The sequence below is a fragment of the Mesorhizobium sp. M0598 genome (assembly GCF_040320865.1).
Lineage (GTDB): Bacteria > Pseudomonadota > Alphaproteobacteria > Rhizobiales > Rhizobiaceae > Mesorhizobium.
Map to the genome: position 1 here is coordinate 139,106 of NZ_JAMYQL010000007.1, position 16,918 is coordinate 156,023.

12 protein-coding genes, 2 tRNA genes and 1 pseudogene are annotated in these 16,918 nt (G+C 62.5%); 4 read left to right on the top strand and 11 right to left on the bottom strand.

The genetic code is table 11. From position 1 onward, the window contains the following. Positions 1-15: 15 nt before the first annotated feature. The 8 genes from NKI59_RS12195 to NKI59_RS12230 all read right to left on the bottom strand — a co-directional run bounded on the left by NKI59_RS12195 (position 16) and on the right by NKI59_RS12230 (position 11,161). Entirely contained in the window at positions 16-852 is an 837-nt protein-coding gene (locus NKI59_RS12195) for a tetratricopeptide repeat protein (protein ID WP_023678939.1), read from the bottom strand. Further along, entirely contained in the window at positions 839-2,563 is a 1,725-nt protein-coding gene (gene ilvD / locus NKI59_RS12200) for a dihydroxy-acid dehydratase (protein ID WP_352577585.1), read from the bottom strand. Before ilvD ends, NKI59_RS12195 begins: the two co-directional genes overlap by 14 nt. A gap of 279 nt (positions 2,564-2,842) precedes the next feature. Beyond that, complete coding sequence (locus NKI59_RS12205) at positions 2,843-4,063, bottom strand: OmpP1/FadL family transporter (RefSeq protein ID WP_352470410.1); 1,221 nt, start codon at positions 4,061-4,063, stop codon at positions 2,843-2,845. Positions 4,064-4,488: 425 nt separating this feature from the next. Beyond that, the gene (locus NKI59_RS12210; protein WP_352704465.1) at positions 4,489-7,272 is read right to left on the bottom strand and encodes a valine--tRNA ligase; all 2,784 of its coding nucleotides are present in this window, start codon (positions 7,270-7,272) and stop codon (positions 4,489-4,491) included. 389 nt (positions 7,273-7,661) lie between these two features. Next, positions 7,662-8,552, bottom strand: a complete 891-nt coding sequence (locus NKI59_RS12215) for a DUF2497 domain-containing protein (protein ID WP_352704467.1) — start codon at positions 8,550-8,552, stop codon at positions 7,662-7,664. A gap of 199 nt (positions 8,553-8,751) precedes the next feature. Then, positions 8,752-10,143 carry a TolC family outer membrane protein gene (locus NKI59_RS12220; protein ID WP_352704469.1) on the bottom strand — a complete coding sequence of 464 codons (1,392 nt, stop codon included), beginning with the start codon at positions 10,141-10,143 and terminating at the stop codon, positions 8,752-8,754. Positions 10,144-10,329: 186 nt separating this feature from the next. Continuing rightward, a complete protein-coding gene (locus tag NKI59_RS12225) occupies positions 10,330-10,998 on the bottom strand; it encodes a protein-L-isoaspartate O-methyltransferase family protein (RefSeq protein WP_352704471.1) in 669 nt (222 codons plus the stop codon). 89 nt (positions 10,999-11,087) lie between these two features. Next, a tRNA-Cys gene (locus tag NKI59_RS12230) sits at positions 11,088-11,161 on the bottom strand. Between the two features lie 217 nt (positions 11,162-11,378). On the opposite strand from NKI59_RS12230, the gene NKI59_RS12235 reads away from it, so the two are divergent. Next, a complete protein-coding gene (locus tag NKI59_RS12235) occupies positions 11,379-11,579 on the top strand; it encodes a hypothetical protein (protein WP_352704473.1) in 201 nt (66 codons plus the stop codon). A gap of 64 nt (positions 11,580-11,643) precedes the next feature. Here the strand turns inward: NKI59_RS12235 and NKI59_RS12240 are convergent, their stop codons facing one another. Continuing rightward, positions 11,644-11,904, bottom strand: coding sequence for a hypothetical protein (locus NKI59_RS12240; protein WP_023676401.1), 261 nt, complete (start codon positions 11,902-11,904; stop codon positions 11,644-11,646). Positions 11,905-12,124: 220 nt separating this feature from the next. Here NKI59_RS12240 and NKI59_RS12245 point away from each other — a divergent pair. After that, positions 12,125-12,199: transfer RNA gene (locus tag NKI59_RS12245), tRNA-Asn, on the top strand. A 511-nt stretch (positions 12,200-12,710) separates the two neighbouring features. Here the strand turns inward: NKI59_RS12245 and NKI59_RS12250 are convergent. Next, positions 12,711-13,605 (bottom strand): annotated as a pseudogene (locus NKI59_RS12250) (LysR family transcriptional regulator). 155 nt (positions 13,606-13,760) lie between these two features. Between NKI59_RS12250 and NKI59_RS12255 the strand changes: the two are divergent. Further along, complete coding sequence (locus tag NKI59_RS12255) at positions 13,761-14,411, top strand: hydrolase (RefSeq protein ID WP_352704475.1); 651 nt, start codon at positions 13,761-13,763, stop codon at positions 14,409-14,411. A gap of 432 nt (positions 14,412-14,843) precedes the next feature. On the opposite strand, the gene NKI59_RS12260 is transcribed toward NKI59_RS12255, so the two are convergent. After that, a complete protein-coding gene (locus NKI59_RS12260) occupies positions 14,844-15,713 on the bottom strand; it encodes a LysR family transcriptional regulator (RefSeq protein WP_352704477.1) in 870 nt (289 codons plus the stop codon). A gap of 83 nt (positions 15,714-15,796) precedes the next feature. Between NKI59_RS12260 and NKI59_RS12265 the strand changes: the two genes are divergently transcribed. Continuing rightward, positions 15,797-16,870, top strand: coding sequence for an alkene reductase (locus NKI59_RS12265; protein ID WP_352704479.1), 1,074 nt, complete (start codon positions 15,797-15,799; stop codon positions 16,868-16,870). Positions 16,871-16,918 lie beyond the last annotated feature (48 nt).

Sequence of the window (16,918 nt, forward strand, 5' to 3'; positions counted from 1 at the left end):
GGAATTTCTGCCGGCCTATTGGTCGCCGCCACCCTTGGTGAGGATGTCGTCGGCCAGCGAGATCGCGGTGCGGCGGTCGGCTTCGCCGGCGGCCGCAAACGCTTCTTCCTGCATGCCGCGGATCCATGGCTGGTCGGCGGGTGAGGCCCGTTCGAGCGCCGCGGTCATCATCGCCAGCCCCCGCACGATCTTGCCGCTTTGGAAAAGCAGGTTGCCGAGCGTCGCCTGCGCGCCCGCATGGCCCTTTTCGGCCGCCAGCTGGAACCAGCGTCCGGCCTGCTTGACGCTGGCCTTGACGCCGCCCTCACCCTTGAGGAACATCTGGCCCATCTCGAACTGAGCGTTCGGATTGCGGTAGTTGGCGGCGGCACGCATGTAATATTCCTGGGCTGCCACTTCGTTCTCCTCGACGGGGCTGCCGGGAATGCCCTTCCTCAGATAGTCGCCAAGCGCCACCAGCGCGTCCGAAACATAGCTTTCCTCGGGCGAACCGGGCTCGACATCCTGGTCGACGATCTCGCTGAAGAACTTGAATGCCGCGTAGTCGTCTCGCGCCACGCCATCGCCTTCGGCATACATGCGCGCAAGCTTCCAGGTGGCGCCGATCTGCCCGTTCTCCGCGGCATATTTATAGGCTTCCGCGGCCTGCTCCTTATGGCCGTTCTTGTAGGCGGAAAAGCCGAACTGGAACACCGCCCAAGGGCTCGACTGCGGCTTCACGCCGGTCTTGTCATCGAACACCTTGTCGTCGAAGGCCATGGCCTGGCCGACGGCGCCCAAGGTCGCGCCAAACGTGGCGAGCGCAACCAGTGCCGAAAGGACAGACGACCTCAACAACTCAGATGTCCGCATAGCAGTGTGTTTCTTTGGCACCGCCGGGATGGGTGACCGCGCCGTCGCGGGCAGATCCGACCGTCTGTGCGTATTTCCAGATCGCGCCCGACTGATAGTCGGTCGTGCGCGCCTTCCATGCTTTTGCCCTCGCCGCCAGTTCGGCTTTGGACAATGCAACCTCGATCGTGCCGTTCACCGCATCGATCGAGATCAAGTCGCCATCCCTAAGCAGCCCGATCGGGCCGCCCACTGCCGCTTCCGGCCCGACATGGCCGATGCAGAAACCGCGCGTTGCGCCCGAAAAACGCCCGTCGGTGATGAGCGCCACCTTGCCGCCCATGCCCTGGCCGTAGAGAGCCGCCGTCGTCGACAGCATTTCGCGCATGCCCGGGCCGCCGCGCGGACCCTCGTAACGGATGACGAGAACCTCCCCTTCGCTATAGTTACGGTGCGTAACCGCTTCGAAACATTCCTCTTCCGAATCGAAGCAGCGTGCCGGACCCGAGAATTTCAGTTCCGCCATACCAGCGACCTTCACGATCGCGCCTTCGGGGGCAAGGTTACCCTTCAAGCCCACGACCCCGCCGGTCTGGGTAATCGGCCTATTGGCGGGACGGACCACATCCTGGCTGTCATTCCAGGAAACATGTTCCATATTTTCGGCCAAAGTGCGGCCGGTCACCGTCAGGCAATCGCCGTGAAGATAGCCATGGTCGAGCAGCGTCTTCATCAAGAGCGGAATGCCGCCGGCCTCGAACATGTCCTTGGCCACGTATTTGCCGCCCGGCTTGAGGTCGGCGATATAGGGTGTTTTCTCGAATATCTTGGCCACGTCGAAAAGATCGAACTTTATCCCGGCCTCGTGCGCGATCGCCGGCAGATGCAGCGCCGCGTTGGTCGAGCCGCCGGTGGCCGAGACCACGGTCGCGGCATTTTCCAACGCTTCTATGGTAACGATGTCGCGCGGGCGGATGTTCCTTGCGATCAGCTCCATGATCTTTTCGCCGGAAGCGAAATTGAAGCGGTCGCGCATCTCGTAGGGTGCCGGCGCGCCGCAGGAATAGGGCAGCGCCAGGCCGATCGCCTCAGCGACGGTGGCCATGGTATTGGCGGTGAACTGGGCGCCGCAGGAGCCGGCCGACGGACAGGCGGCTTGCTCGATCTCGAGCAGTTCGGCGTCGCCGATCGTGCCGACCGAATGCTGGCCGACCGCCTCGAACACGTCCTGCACGGTGATCTGCCGGCCACGGTAGCTGCCGGGCAGTATCGAGCCGCCATAGATGAAGATCGACGGTACGTTGAGGCGCACCATGGCCATCATCATGCCGGGCAGCGACTTGTCGCAACCGGCCAATCCAACCAGCGCATCGTAGCAATGGCCGCGCATGGTGAGCTCGACCGAGTCGGCGATGACCTCGCGCGACACCAGCGACGACTTCATGCCCTGATGACCCATGGCGATGCCGTCGGTGACGGTGATGGTGCAGAATTCGCGTGGCGTGCCGTTGGCGGCCGCCACGCCCTTCTTGACCACTTGCGCCTGGCGCATCAGCGAGATGTTGCAGGGCGCGGCCTCGTTCCAGCAGCTGGCGACACCGACCAGAGGCTGCGCGATCTCGGCCGCCGACAGCCCCATAGCATAAAGGTAGGAGCGATGCGGCGCCCGCTCGGGACCAACGGTCACGTGGCGGCTCGGCAGCTTGGCCTTGGAGATCGCTCTGGCGTCCATACTCGTCCTTGCCGCGGGCGGTGCGGCCTGCCTCTTCGCCTAGCCTTTTGGCGCATGTCCCGAGACAAGTTCGAGGTGCGCCGGGTTTATGGCGGGAAATGGGCAATGTTCCCGGGCGGCCGGGTGGCGCGAGGGTTGTTCAGAAACTGTTGCCAAAACGTCACAATTACAGAAGCGAACATCATGGGGACAATTGTTGCGCCGGACGAATGCCGGACGCCACGCATCCAACCAACGGCCGGGCAGTGCCCGGCCGTTTTGTCGTTTAAAATTTAATAGTTAGAACTTGATCTTGACGGAAGCCGAACCGGCGAGAAGCAGGTCGTTGCCGTAGGTATAGGTAACGGCATTTGCCACGTCGCCGACACCGCTGAAAGTCGATGACCCGCTCGTCAGCACACCGATCGAGCCACCGAGCCTGACCTCGACCTGGTCGTTCGGCGAATAGGAGACGCCGCTGGCAACGGCCCAGGTATCCGATTGATAGCCGGAGGTCGTCGAGGTGCCGCGATCCCAGGTCAGCGAAACCACGCCCGACAATTGATCGGTGAACTTGTGCCCGATACCGCCCGTGACCGTCCAGCCGTCGCGATAAAGCAGGTCGAATGAAACGGGCGAGGGCAAACCGGTTACCGGACTGCGCACGCCATTGATGGCAATGACGCCAAGCTTGCTCCACTCCTGCCAGCGGATGGAACCAAAGGCCAGCCAGCCAGGAGCTATACCGCTCTGCAGCTTGAATTCCAGAGCCTGAGGTATCTCAGCCGACGCCGAGACTGGGTACACGCCGGTAGAGCCAGGAATCAGATCCGCCGGAAAGGCGCCCCTGAAGCCGGTAGTGTCGACGGTTCCCGATAGCCCGTCATATTTGTAGCTTGAAGAGTACATCAGGCTGGCGCGCAGAGCGATCTCGGGAATCTCATAGGCTGCGCCCGCACGCCAACCCCATGCCTCGTCGGATAGCTTGAAGACGCCGAGGCCGGTATTGCCGAAGGCGAGCAGTGTCTGACGGGACAGAAACGCGTCTACCTGCTGGTAGGAGACACCGCCGATGAATCGTATGGCGCCCTTGCCGACGTTCACCTTATAGGAGCAGGTGAGACCGAAATCGTCTGTGTCGACGGCGTATTTGACTGCTGTCGGCGAATAGGCGTTGTTCATGCCGAAATTCGCGTCCGCACCATACGGTCTCGTATAGGTGGCAAGACAGTCTACGGGCTCAAAGATGTTGGCTTTGATGCCGACATGCGGCACCGCATAATCGCCACCAACGTCCACCGCCGATGTCGACAAACCCGAGCCATCGAGGCGCTGCACATTCTTGAGTTTGCGCTGTGGCGAAACATAGGTGACGCCTGCGTCGAACGAATATGGCGCCGCGTCGAACAGCTGGTCGATATTGACGCCGCCCCGGTCAAAGCCCCCGGCTTGCACCGTCCCAGCCAAAGCCAGCGAAAAAGCCCCCGCGCCCAGTAGCACTTTCAGACGCGAATAACACATGAATCTCCTCCCCGAAATGTCCTTGCATCAAGCTAGAACCAATTCAGGTTAACGGCGCAACAACGAATTCGCCGTGCGTACATGTACAGCTTGGCTGAACGCATTTCCGACAAGGTGTCGGCCTTCTTACCGAGGCGGGAAAATGGCCGCCACAATACAGATCGACGAGAAAACTCGGGAAAAACCCCTAAATCACTACAAAACAGGGCATTTTGCGTGCCCAGTCAGCCATTGTTACATTACGGCAACAATGGGGCAAAAACATTCAGTTTGCCTCAAGATTTACGCTGCGGAATGCCCGTTTTCGTGGCAGGCGGCTTGTCTGGAAGGCAGATTCGTGACCGGCGAATCTATTGCGGCCAGCAGGCCCAATTTGTTTGATCAGCCGGCCCAATCTGTTCGATCAACCGGCCCAATCTGTTCGATCAACCGGCATCGCGCACCCGCGCCAATGCCACCGAAAGCTTCTCTTGCGCCTCGCGATATTCGGCGAGTTTCTCACGCTCGGCCTCCACCACCTCTTCCGGCGCGTTGGCGACGAATTTCTCGTTGGACAGCTTCTTGTAGAGCCGCGCTATTTCCTCGGTCACCTTCGCAAGCTCCTTGTGCAGGCGCGCTGCCTCGGCGGCAAGGTCGATCAGGCTGCCGAGCGGCAGGCAGATCGTCGCCTCGTTGACCACGATCTGGGCGGATCCCCTCGGTGGCGCCTCGGCGAGCGAGATGTCGCCGACCCGCGCCAGACGCTTGATAGCCGAGCCCTGACGCTCGAGCCTTTCGTGTGTCGCGTCGTTGGCGCCGATCACCACGAGCGGTGCGATAGCCGCCGGCGGCACGTTCATCTCCGAACGCACCGAGCGGATGCCGGAGACAAGGTCGACCAGCCAGTTGATATCGGCGGCGGCCGCCTCGTCCTCGAAGTCGGGCGACGGCCATGCCGCATGACAAAGCAGCGATTGCCGTTGCCTGCCCTCGCCGGCGGTTTCGGCCCACAGTTCCTCGGTCATGAACGGCATCATCGGATGCAGCAGCTTGTAGATCTCGTCGAGTACGAAGGCGACACATGCCCTGCTCTCGGCCTTGGCGGCCTCGTCGGTGCCCATGAACACCGGCTTCAGCAGTTCCAGGTACCAGTCGCAGAACTGGTTCCAGACGAAGCGGTAGGCGGCACCCGCCGCCTCGTTGAAGCGGTATGAGGTGATACCGTCCGTTATGTCCCGCGCGGCTCGCGTCAGCTCGGTCAAGATCCAGCGGTTGACCGCCAGCTTGGCGTCCTGCAGCCAGAAATCGTCGTCGCGCGCCACTTCGTTCATCTCGGCGAAGCGCGTCGCGTTCCACAGCTTGGTGCCGAAATTGCGATAACCGGCAATGCGGGCCGGATCGAGCTTAACGTCGCGCCCTTGCGCTGCCATCACCGTCAAGGTGAAGCGCAGCGCATCGGCGCCGTATTCGTCGATGAGCTCGAGCGGATCGATAACGTTGCCTTTCGACTTCGACATCTTCTGCCCGTTCTTGTCGCGAACCAGCGCATGGACATAGACGGTATGAAACGGCTCCTGATCCATGAAATGCAGGCCCATCATCATCATGCGGGCGACCCAGAAGAAGATGATGTCGAAACCGGTCACCAGCACGTCGGTCGGGTAATAGGTCTTCAGCTCCCGCGTCTGGTCCGGCCAGCCAAGCGTCGAGAACGGCCACAGCGCCGACGAGAACCATGTGTCGAGCACGTCCTCGTCGCGGATCAGGATCTCGCCAGGCTGGAAATTCTCAAGCTTGTCCTCGACCCAGGCCTTCCACGGCCCTTCCAGCGCCAGATAATATTCGACGGCGGCACCGAGCGCCTCTTCCTCGGTCTTTTCGACAAAGACATGCCCGTCCGGCCCGTACCAGGCAGGGATCTGGTGACCCCACCAGAGCTGGCGCGAAATGCACCAGGGCTGGATGTTTTCCATCCAGTCGAAATAGGTCTTTTCCCAGTTTTTGGGCACGAAATTGGTACGGCCCTCGCGCACCGACGCGATCGCCGGCTTGGCCAGTTCCGCCGCATTGACATACCACTGGTCGGTCAGAAACGGCTCGATCGGCACGCCGCCGCGGTCGCCGTGCGGCACGGCGTGGCGATGCGGCTCGACCTTCTCGAGAAAGCCGCCCGCCTGCATCAGCTCGACGATCTTCTTGCGCGCATCGAAACGGTCCAGGCCGTCGAGGCCGTCCCAGTCGGTCTGGCGCTCCGGCGTCACGTCCAGTCCGGCGAGAAAGTCCTCATTGTCCTTGAGGCTCACCGCCGCATTGACGGTGAGGATGTTGACCGCCGGCAGCCGGTGACGCTTGCCGACCTCGAAGTCGTTGAAGTCATGCGCCGGCGTGATCTTGACCGCACCACTGCCTTTTTCGGGATCGGAATACTCGTCCGCCACGACCGGGATCCTGCGGCCGACGATCGGCAGGATGAGGTTCTTGCCGACGAGATGCCGGAAGCGTTCGTCGTCGGGGTGGACGGCGACAGCCGTATCGCCCAGCATCGTCTCCGGGCGGGTCGTCGCAACGGTGATGAAGGTCTTCGGATTTTCCGGATCGAAGGTCATGCCTTCGACCGGATAGCGGAAGTGCCAGAGGTTGCCGTTGACTTCCTGCTGCTCGACCTCGAGATCCGAGATGGCGGTCAACAGCTTCGGGTCCCAGTTCACAAGGCGCTTGTCCTTGTAGATCAACCCTTCCTTGTAGAGCGTCACGAACACTTCGAGCACGGCCTTGGATAGGCCCTCGTCCATGGTGAAGCGCTCCCGGCTCCAGTCGGCCGAGGCCCCGAGCCGCTTCAGCTGGTTGAGGATGGCGCCGCCGGACTCGGCCTTCCACTCCCACACCTTGTCGATGAACTCATCTCGCGTCAGGTCGCGGCGGTGGATCTGCTTTTCCATAAGCTGGCGCTCGACCACCATCTGCGTGGCGATGCCGGCATGGTCCATGCCTGGTTGCCAAAGAACGTTCTTGCCGCGCATGCGCTCGAAGCGCACCAGAATGTCCTGCAGCGTATTGTTGAGCGCGTGGCCCATATGCAGCGAGCCGGTGACATTCGGCGGCGGGATGACGATGGTGAAGGCTTCAGCCCCCTCCTCGGCCCCGGCGCCGGCCCGAAACGCGTCGGCCTCTTCCCAGATCCTGGCAATCTTCGGCTCGACGGCTTTGGCGTCGTAGGTCTTTTCGAGCATGGGAAAACGGTCCGCGCTGTCCGGAATTTGTGGTCCGGTGTAAATCGGAAGGTTGTTGCCAAGTCAACCGCAAGGGCGGCATGGCCAATAGATAGCGCCGGGATGGTTCGGTGCAACTCGCGGAACTGAATGTTGCAAGGCAATCGCTTCAGGTTTGCGCCGCCCCTCATTGCCCTGCCGGGCATTTCTCCCCGTATAGTGACGGGGAGAAAAACGCCTGTACTGAAGCTTTCGCCAGTCACGAACGTTGCGGAAAAGGCGCCTAAATTGCGGTCAACCCCTTCTCCCCGTCACTATACGGGGAGAAGGTGCCGGCAGGCGGATGAGGGGCAGCGCCGACTTCGACAATTCGCCGGTCGAGCGCCGCCCATTGGCGGCTCTCCGAATTGCTACTGCGCGCCGCGCGCGACGCGCTCGATTTCCTCGCGCACCAGCCGCTCGACCAGCGTCGGAAGGTTGTTGTCCAGCCAGTCCTGCAGCATGGGCAGCAGCATCTCCTCGGCCATCTCGTCGAAAGTCTTCTTGCTGCGGCTGGCAAACGCGTCGGAAAGCTCGCCGAAGGCGGCGGCAACCTGCCGGCCCGTATGCTCCGAAAGGATTGCCGGACGTGCGGGCGGCGCCTCGCTGGCCGCCGGACGCGCCAATCCGATTTTCGAAGATTCCGGGCCGATTTTCGAAGATTCCGGGCCGATTTTCGAAGGTCCCGGGCCGCTTTCCGAAGGCTCCGGCCCAATTTCCGAAGGCTCCGGCACAAGTCCAGCAGTCGCCTCGTTCTCGAAAACCTCGGCTTTCGGCTCGGCTTCCGGCGTCCGGAGTGGCTCGGCGCGCTCCGGCTTGGCCATCGCGTCGCCGACCGCGGCGATCTCGCGCCGCCAATCGGCGATGATGGTGTCGGTCGTCTCGGCAGCCTTGGCTGTCGCAGGCCGATCCGGCTTTGCGGGCGGTTCGGGAGCGGCGTTCACCTCAGCCAGCGTCACCGCTGCCTTTACCGGGCCGGCGCGCAGCGGCGCTTCCAGGCGATCAACGACCGGCGCGGCCGTTGGCTGCACCTCGGCGCGCGTGGCCGGCTTGGCGATCTCCAGTCCGCCGCGCAGTTCGGAGCGGAACGCATCCCCCTCCGCTGCCCGTCCGGCTGCCGGCGCCGGTTGCAGATCCTGGCGCAGCTCGTCCGCGTCGCCCGGCTGCTTGCGGCCGGTATCGCTGTCCTCGATGATCCTTCTGATGGAAGCCAGTATTTCTTCCATGGAAGGTTCGCGCTGTACGCTGCTTGCCGTCGCCATCGTCACATCCGCCGCCCTTGTGACTCGTTCTCAGATTTCCTGTCCGGCAATGCCGGATTCGAATCATGGCAACAGCGTAACCGACGGAACGGCTTGCGAGAATCCCCAATCTGGCGACATCTCGGATTTCAACAGATTAGGGTCGGGAGTTGAAAGCCCGCGCGTCGTTCGAGCGCGGGCTGAAAAGACGGCTTGGCGATCAGCGGCCGTCCGGCGTGCGCAGACCGATCCACTTGTCCTTGACGGCGTTGTAATGCTCTTCGGGCCTGTACTTCGTCACGTTGAGCGCAAGGCGCTCCGCCGACAAATGGCCAACCGCCGAGAGGATGGCGTAGCTTGCCACCACCACGTCGCGTTCGGCGCTGACAAGATTGATCTTGGCGGTGATGAGGGTCGCTTGCGCGTTGAGCACGTCGAGCGTGGTGCGCTGGCCGACATTGCGCTCTTCGATGACGCCGTTCAGGGCAAGCTGCGCGGCGGCGACCACCTGCCGGTTGGCCGTGACGCTTTGCTGCGCGGCGGTGTATTGCGACCATGCCGATGTCACGGCCTGACGCACCTGGTCGCGACTAACGTCGACTTCGATCCGCGCCTGGCTGAGCGATTCCTTAGACTGGCGCACAGTCGCCGAGGTCCGTCCGCCCGAATAGATCGGCACAGTCAGCGTGGCACCGATGTTCGCCGACGTCCTTGTGCCGTCCTGCGTTGCCCCAAGGACGCCCGGAACCGTGTTGCGATAGTCGCTGGAGACGCCGGCGCTGGCCGAAAGCTGCGGCAGCAACGCGCCTTCGGCCGATTTCACCGAAAACGCCGCCGCGTCGACCAGATGCGCGGTGGCGAGGATGGCCGGATGCTCGGCCGACGCGATCGCGATCGCCGCATCGAGGCTCGACGGCAACAGCTTCGAAAGCGGCGAAGCCGGCCTGAGCCTGCCCGGCTCGTCGCCGACGATCTGGCGATAGGTCGCAGCACTTGCCAGTGCCGTGGCGCGGGCGGCGCTCAACTGCGCCACCGCGGAGGCACGCTGGGCGTCGGCTTGCGCGACGTCGGTGCGGGTACCCTCGCCGACCTCGAAGCGCGAACGCGCCGCACGCGCCTGCTCGGTCAGGAATTGCAGGTTCTGTTCGGTCAGCACAGCGATCTGACGATCGCGGATAACGTCCATATAGGCGCTCGCCGCGTTGAACAGCGTGTTCTCTTCGGTGTTGCGCAAGCTTTCGAACGATGCGCTGACTCGCGCTTCGGCGGCGGCGACGTTGTTCTTAGTCTGGAAGCCGTCGAACAGGGTTTGATTGATCTGGACGCCAAAGTTGCCCGTGGTTATGCGCGCGGTTCGACTGGTACCATTGATGTGGGTGCTGGTGTAGTCGATGTCCGCGGAACCGGTGACGGTCGGACGCCAGCCGGACTTGGCGATGGCGACGCCCTCGTCGGTGACACGAACGCCGGCGCGTGAAGAATTGAGCGAGGAATTGTTTTGATAGGCCTTTGAAAGGGCTCCGAGAATGGTTTCGGCCGAGGCGGCCATTGGAGACAGCGCTGTCGCCGAAACGAGGACAGCGGTAAAAAGCAACTTGCGTACAGACGGCACGTTATATTCCCTCATTCGTTTTGCACGGGAACTGCGCCACGCTGGCTTCTCCTTCTGATCAGCCGGCGCCGCGTTTTTTATCGTTCCCCCGCTGAAAGCCCCCAGAAACGCCCGGTTATGCAGATCAGCAACGATTGTTCAAACGCAAGCGATCATGACAGCGCCTTCGCTGCAAGGCAAAATCACTCAGAATTCGAAGGCGGGAATGCGTTCGAATCCCGGTAGTGGCTTAATTGCCGCATTAAATGCGCGTCTTCCCGTTACAACCCCTCCAGTCTTAAAAAAAAGCCGGGCTACGCCCGAATTGCCCTGCCCCTCCACGGCGACGAGTCGGCCGCCTTCGGCAAGCTGGTCGAACAGCGCCGCCGGCACCTCGCCGACGCTGCCGCCGATCAGGATGACGTCGTAAGGCGCCTTATCTGCGTGGCCTTGCGGCAGCGGCCCGTGGACCACGGTGACATTGCCGCAACCAAGTGCCGCAAGCGTCGAAGTGGCGGTCTCGGCCAGCACCGGATCGCTTTCCAGCGCCACCACGGACCTTCCCAGCCGCGACAGGATCGCCGCCGCATAGCCGGTGCCGCAGCCGACATCGAGTGCCGAATCGCTTGGGCCGATATCGGCCAGTTGCATCAGCTTGGCCAATGGCGACGGCTCCATCACATAGCGCGGGCCATCGGCCGTATCGGCGATGCGGATGTCCTCGTCGATATAGGCAAGGTCACGCTGGCCGGCGCCGACAAAGGCCTCGCGCGGCACGACAAGCATCGCCTCGAGCAGCGGTGCGCTGGTCACGTCGGTGGTGCGGATCTGGCCGTCGACCATCTTCACCCGGCGTTCGGCAAAATCAGCGCTCATGTTCCAACCATCCGCTTGCCGCGCAAAGGCCGCGGCTGTTTCGACCGGAACTGAAGCCCCCTGGCGCTGACGCGCGGGAGCTCGGGCATTGGAGGCCTCGCCCGGAATCGAACCGGGGTGCAAGGATTTGCAGTCCTCTGCGTAACCACTCCGCCACGAGGCCTCATTGCTCCCGGCGTTCCACCCGGCTCCAATAGGTTGCGGCGAAAATGCCGTCAAGCGGCCACCATGCATTCCCAACGGTTCCTCGACATTCCATGCCCTGCCTTATCAACGCAATGCCCATGTTAGCAATAACATATTAGCTTATCGTTAAGCATGATTCTGGGCGGCGGGAACCCGAAACCGGCGGCCACGTTGGGCAAAGAGGAGGCTCCGCCATGCGTCGAGCAGCTACGAAGGACGGCACGTCGCGCGGATTGTCGCAGTCTGCAGAGCTTGTGCGCTATGTCATCGACCGCCTCAGCATAGAAGGCGCAAACAGCCTGCCGCCGCGCGACCGGGCGCGGCTGGCATCGGCTACCGCCGTTCTCAACGAGCTTTGCGAACGTCTGGAGAGCTGCTTCGACCAACCTCGGTGATGCCTGGACGGACCACGCCGCTCTCCGACATTTTGCCGGATACCGGCCTGTCAGCAGGGCAGTCTCAATCCGGCCGGCGCCGTCGCTCCCACCAGACGACGAAGCGGCGCCGGTGACGGCGCACCAACGCGAATTCGTAGGAGAGCACCAGCAATCCGATCGGCACCATCCAGAAACCCAGGATCGGCAGGAAGCCGAGAATGCCGCCGATGATCAGCACAACGCCGATCGCAATCCGGAGGCCGCGCGAGCGCGGCATGGTGAACTGGCGGCCGAAGACCGAGATTTTCCGGGCCGGTGGCTGTTCGTCGCTCATTGCCGTCATGTGAAATGTCGATCCGTTTGCATCAGTAGCACCGTCAGCCGGAGAAAGCCGCAACGGCCTTTTCTGTTCCGTGACATGCGAGAGATAGCTCATATGAGGGCGCTCGCCGGCCATTGCCAGCAAGCCCTGCGCCAAAAAGCACCGAAAAAATGCGAAATGCTTCTTTGCAAAGCCGAAACGGGTTTGCTATAGGCTGCCCCACTCACGCAAGAGCCTCTGTTCCCCGGTAGCTCAGTGGTAGAGCAACCGGCTGTTAACCGGTTGGTCGCTGGTTCGAATCCGGCCCGGGGAGCCACCGCCTCTTCTACGCCATAGCGCGATATTGCGCGCCAGCGTGCAATTTCTCCCCACGCGTCGATCTCGATAGTCCTGCCTCCAGAGTGTCAGAGCATCGAGGACCGATGAAATCAGGCGTAGAATAGCAGGGCTCGCCCGCCCACGCCTATTCGGCGGCTACCGGGCGGAAATACTGATGACCGGCGGCTTCGCGCCCGAGTGCGCCGTTCAGTTCGCCGCGGCGGCGTCCGAACGTTGCCGCCCGTTATTACTTGCCGTCGCTGCCTCAACGACAGCAGCTTACAGACGGGCGCGAGGTGTTCGTGGACGGCGGATTGCATAGCTTTGAGCCTGCGCGCGCGAGGCGTCGCTGGGACAAAGCGGAGAGGCCTCGCGCCAGATCTGCACAGGCAAGATCTCAACGCCTACTCGGTTGAACATGATCCGCGTGGACGTCGCGCCTGCGGCGTTGCCTGGAGAATTTACCCCCGTGCCTCCTGCCGGTGGGGAGGCTTCGCACCGTTCGTGTCCTAGTTGTCAAGACCCCAAAGATCCGTGTTCCGTTTGAAGTACTCAATCAGCATCTCGGTGAGCACCCGCACTTTCCGCGTGGGATGCTGACCCGGCGGTCGGACGACATACGCGGCCCCCGGAGGTACCGGATAGCGTGTCATGATCGGGACCAGCGCGCCGGAGGCCACATATTCATGTGTGATGCAATCGGGGAGCCAGGCGATGCCGAGACCTGCCGCCGCCGCGGCGGCAAGCGCCGTGGCGCTATCGGCCTTGAACCTGCCCTGCGGCTGGACCGTAACAATCTTGCTGCCATTTATGAACTGCCAGGCTTCCGTTCCCTGCATGAGGGCCTGATGGGTGACGAGTTCGTCCAGAGTCTCGGGTGACCCGTGCACCTCGATATAATCCGGGCTTGCGACAAGCTTTCCATGGATCGGCCCGACGCGCTTCGCGATCAGGTTGGAGTCTTGAAGGTAGGCGCCCCGGATCGCGCAATCGAAACCTTCTGCGATGAGATCGACGAAGCGATCGCTGTAGGAAGTATGGATGTGAAGCTTCGGGTGCAGACGCGCCATTTCCGCGAGCACGGGGGCGAAGTGGGTCCGCGCCGAAAGTAAGCGGCATGGCAACCCTCAGGCGGCCGCGCAGCTCACCGGTGGGGAGGATCGTTTCCCGAGCCGTATCGATCTCTGCGCTGGCCCGGGCCGCATGGTCTCTGAACGCGATTCCCGCTTCGGTGAGCGCGGCGCCGCGGGTCGTTCGTGCAAGAAGCTGGACGCCAAGTTCCGCTTCAACCCGAAAGAGCCGCCGACTGACGATTGACTTGGAGACGCCGAGCCGGCGCGCGGCGGCCGATACGCCCCCTGCATCGGCCACTGCGACGAATGTCTGTAGATCTTCGATGTCCAATTCAGCGTTCCTCATTTCGCGACACAGCTTGCCTGATTATGGCACTACTGCATCACCATAAGGAACGGCAAATTGCGTCCAGGCAACGCTCGCCCGCTGGCGCATGTCTCCCGTGAACCCATTGCCGTCCATAGCGGCAGAGAAAGGAAGTCTTGATGACCCCTCGCAACGGCCTTGATTCGCTTCTTCGTCCTGAAGACTCGGTACTCGTTCTGATCGACCACCAGCCTTACCAACTCGCGAACCTGAACAGCCACGATCCGCAAGCTGTGGTCAACAACGCGACCGCGCTGGCGAAGCTAGCAAAAGGCTTCAATGTTCCGACCATTCTCACCAGCGTGATCGCGGGTCGTGGCGGCATCCTCTTCAAGCAGATCACTGACGTCTTCCCGGGGCAGGAAGTGATCGACCGGACTTGGGTGAACACCTGGCAGGACGAGAACGTGGTGGACGTGGTCAAGGCGACCGGCCGCAAACAACTGATTATCGCAGGCCTTTGGACCGAAGTCTGCGTCGCGATGCCTGTCATCCAAGCCCTCGGCGAAGGCTGGGACGTGTCCGTGATCACCGATGCGTCGGGCGGCGTTTCGACCGGGTCCCACCAGATCGCCATCCAGCGGATGATCGCGGCTGGCGCAAACATGATGACCGTGATGGCGCTCGCTGGCGAATGGCAGCGCGACTGGGCGCGCACCGAGCATGTCGAAGAGCTGACCGAGATTCTCATCCAGCACTTCGGCGGCAGCGGCATCGCCTTCCTGTGGGAGCAACAACTCCTCAAGACACCTGTGCCGAGCGAAGGCTGATTCGGGCCGGGATGGCGAGCATTTCGGTGAGGGTCGGAATCGATCCGTTTGCCGGCCCTCGCCATCTCACCTCACAGGGAAGCCTTGTGATGCCGAATCCACCTTCACGAGCAGTCGCTCGTCGCACATCCTGGATAGATAGCATCGGGGATGCCGATGGCCGTGAGTTCAGCCGTGCGCACCTCGCCCCGCCCTCGCGGTAGAGCGATGGCCCGCTCCCTGAGCGTCGGTGTCGGCCCGCCGGCGAGGCGTAGGGCTTCTGCGCCGTCCGGTCACGTTTGCGCATTTTTGGCGACTCTGGTGTATCTGGTGTAGGGGTATGGCAAATTCGTATTTCTCAGCTTCATCGACTCCGGCGAGCCACCGTCTTTTCGACGCTAAGGCGTGATGCAGCGCGCCGCCGTCCGACTTTTTTCCGCGTAACGATCTGGGTCAAGTTTCCACCAGCCTGGCGGACAGGAATTCGATGAAGCGCTGGGTCTTGGCTGGAATGAGGCGAGTTTCGGTGACGGCGTGAATGCTGACCGACGATCCCTGCCATTCGGGCAGGACACGCCGGAGCCTGCCCGAGGCCAAATCTTCGGCGACGATCTTCTCGGCAAGCAGGGCGATGCCCTGGTGGTTGACCGCCAGGGCGCGGATCATCCCAACGCTGTTGACAGTGAAGCGGCCTCCAACCTCGACTTCGACCTTGTTCGTCCCCTGATGCAAGGTCCAGATCTTCGGCATGCAGATGCATTCATGCTCCGCCAGATCCGCCGGTGTCGCCGGCTCGTCGGACGCTTCGATGTAGCCAGGAGACGCATAGAGGTGGCGCGCGTGGCGCCCGATCAGGCGAGCGATCAGGCTGGAGTCTTCCAGCTCGCCGATGCGGATCGCTACATCGAACGGCTCGGCCACCAAATCGACGCGGCGCGGGGTCAGGTCGAACTCGAAGGTGATGCCGGGATAGTGCCGCACGAAATCGACGATGATCGGCGTCAGGTAAAGCGTGGCGAAGTCGACCGGGAGCGAGACCCGCAGGACACCGCTCGGCTGCTCCAGCATGGCGCCGAGCTGCTCGTGTGCGAGCCGTGCCTCGTCGACGATGCGCTTGCTTCGTTCGTAATAGAGCTGGCCGGCCTCGGTGAGCTCGATCTTGCGCGTCGTTCGATGCAGAAGCCTCAGGCCGATCGCCTTCTCCAGCGCGCTGATACGTCGCGACAGAGTCGAGTTGGGCATGCCCAGAGCCTCAGCCGCCTTCCGGAAGCTCCTCGCTCTCGCCACCTCCACGAACAGCGCCATGTCGTTCAAGTGGCTCACACTATTGCTCCATATTTGGAATATTGATTTCACTTCTGCCGGATTTATCCCGACATTGGAATAGTGGACAAGCGCTCCAGCAAATGGAGATCCCAATGAGTCCCTTATTCACCCCTGTCCGCGTCGGCCGCTACACTCTGCCTAACCGCCTCGTCATGGCCCCGATGACCCGCAGCCGCGCCGGGTTCGACGGTACGCCGGGCGAGCTTGCCACAGAATATTACTCCCAGCGCGCCGGCGTCGGCCTGATCGTCACCGAAGGCACCCAGCCCTCTGATGACGGCCAGGGCTATCTCACCACACCGGGCATCTACACGCCTGGCCATGTCGCCGGCTGGCGGAAGATCACTTCCGCCGTGCACGACAAGGGCGGCCGCATCTTCATCCAGCTGATGCACGCCGGGCGCATGTCGCATCCCGACAATACGCTGCATCACCGCCAAGCCGTCGCGCCTTCCGCAATCGCGCCGGCGGCGGGTATGTTCACGATGACCGGGATGCAGGATATTCCTGCGCCACGCGCGCTTACGACCGAAGAGGTGCGCCAGACGGTCGCCGATTTCCGCCATGCGGCCCGCTCGGCGATCGAGGCGGGCGCCGACGGCATCGAGATTCACGGCGCGAACGCCTACCTGGTCCAGCAGTTCTTCGCGCCCAGCGCCAACACGCGCACGGACGAATATGGCGGGTCGATCGAGAACCGAGCGCGCTTCGCCATCGAAGTCGCCACGGCGATCGCCGAGGAGATTGGCGCGGACCGCACCGCGATCCGCCTGTCACCGGGGACGACGATATGGGGGATCGACGAAGGCGCCGAAGGGCCGGACCTCTACCGCTATCTGGTCGCCGAACTCGACAAGCTCGGGCTCGCTTACGTGCACATCATGCACCAGGGCGACGAGGCGCTGCTGGCCGATATCCGCAAGCTCTGGCACCAATCGCTGACCCTCAATCGGCCAAGTCGTCCGCGTGACCAGATCGGCGCCGACGTAGCTTCGGGGCTGGCCGATCAGGAGTCCTACGGCCAGATGGTCCTGGCCAATCCGGACTTTGTGGAACGGTTGAAGACCAATGCGGCGCTGAATGCGGCAGTCCAAGCCACTTTCTATGGTGGCACCGCCCTGGGCTACACCGACTATCCTGCTTTGAGCGCGTAAAGCGCAAGCAAGTAAATCCCCAAGCGCCGGTAGTCTAATAACATTTCT

Coding starts and splice junctions, on each gene's coding strand:
- NKI59_RS12195 (WP_023678939.1), bottom strand. CDS start 852: ATGCGGACATCTGAGTTGTTGAGGTCGTCTGTCCTTTCGGCACTGGTT.
- ilvD (WP_352577585.1), bottom strand. CDS start 2,563: ATGGACGCCAGAGCGATCTCCAAGGCCAAGCTGCCGAGCCGCCACGTG.
- NKI59_RS12205 (WP_352470410.1), bottom strand. CDS start 4,063: ATGTGTTATTCGCGTCTGAAAGTGCTACTGGGCGCGGGGGCTTTTTCG.
- NKI59_RS12210 (WP_352704465.1), bottom strand. CDS start 7,272: ATGCTCGAAAAGACCTACGACGCCAAAGCCGTCGAGCCGAAGATTGCC.
- NKI59_RS12215 (WP_352704467.1), bottom strand. CDS start 8,552: ATGGCGACGGCAAGCAGCGTACAGCGCGAACCTTCCATGGAAGAAATA.
- NKI59_RS12225 (WP_352704471.1), bottom strand. CDS start 10,998: ATGAGCGCTGATTTTGCCGAACGCCGGGTGAAGATGGTCGACGGCCAG.
- NKI59_RS12235 (WP_352704473.1), top strand. CDS start 11,379: ATGCGTCGAGCAGCTACGAAGGACGGCACGTCGCGCGGATTGTCGCAG.
- NKI59_RS12240 (WP_023676401.1), bottom strand. CDS start 11,904: ATGACGGCAATGAGCGACGAACAGCCACCGGCCCGGAAAATCTCGGTC.
- NKI59_RS12255 (WP_352704475.1), top strand. CDS start 13,761: ATGACCCCTCGCAACGGCCTTGATTCGCTTCTTCGTCCTGAAGACTCG.
- NKI59_RS12265 (WP_352704479.1), top strand. CDS start 15,797: ATGGAGATCCCAATGAGTCCCTTATTCACCCCTGTCCGCGTCGGCCGC.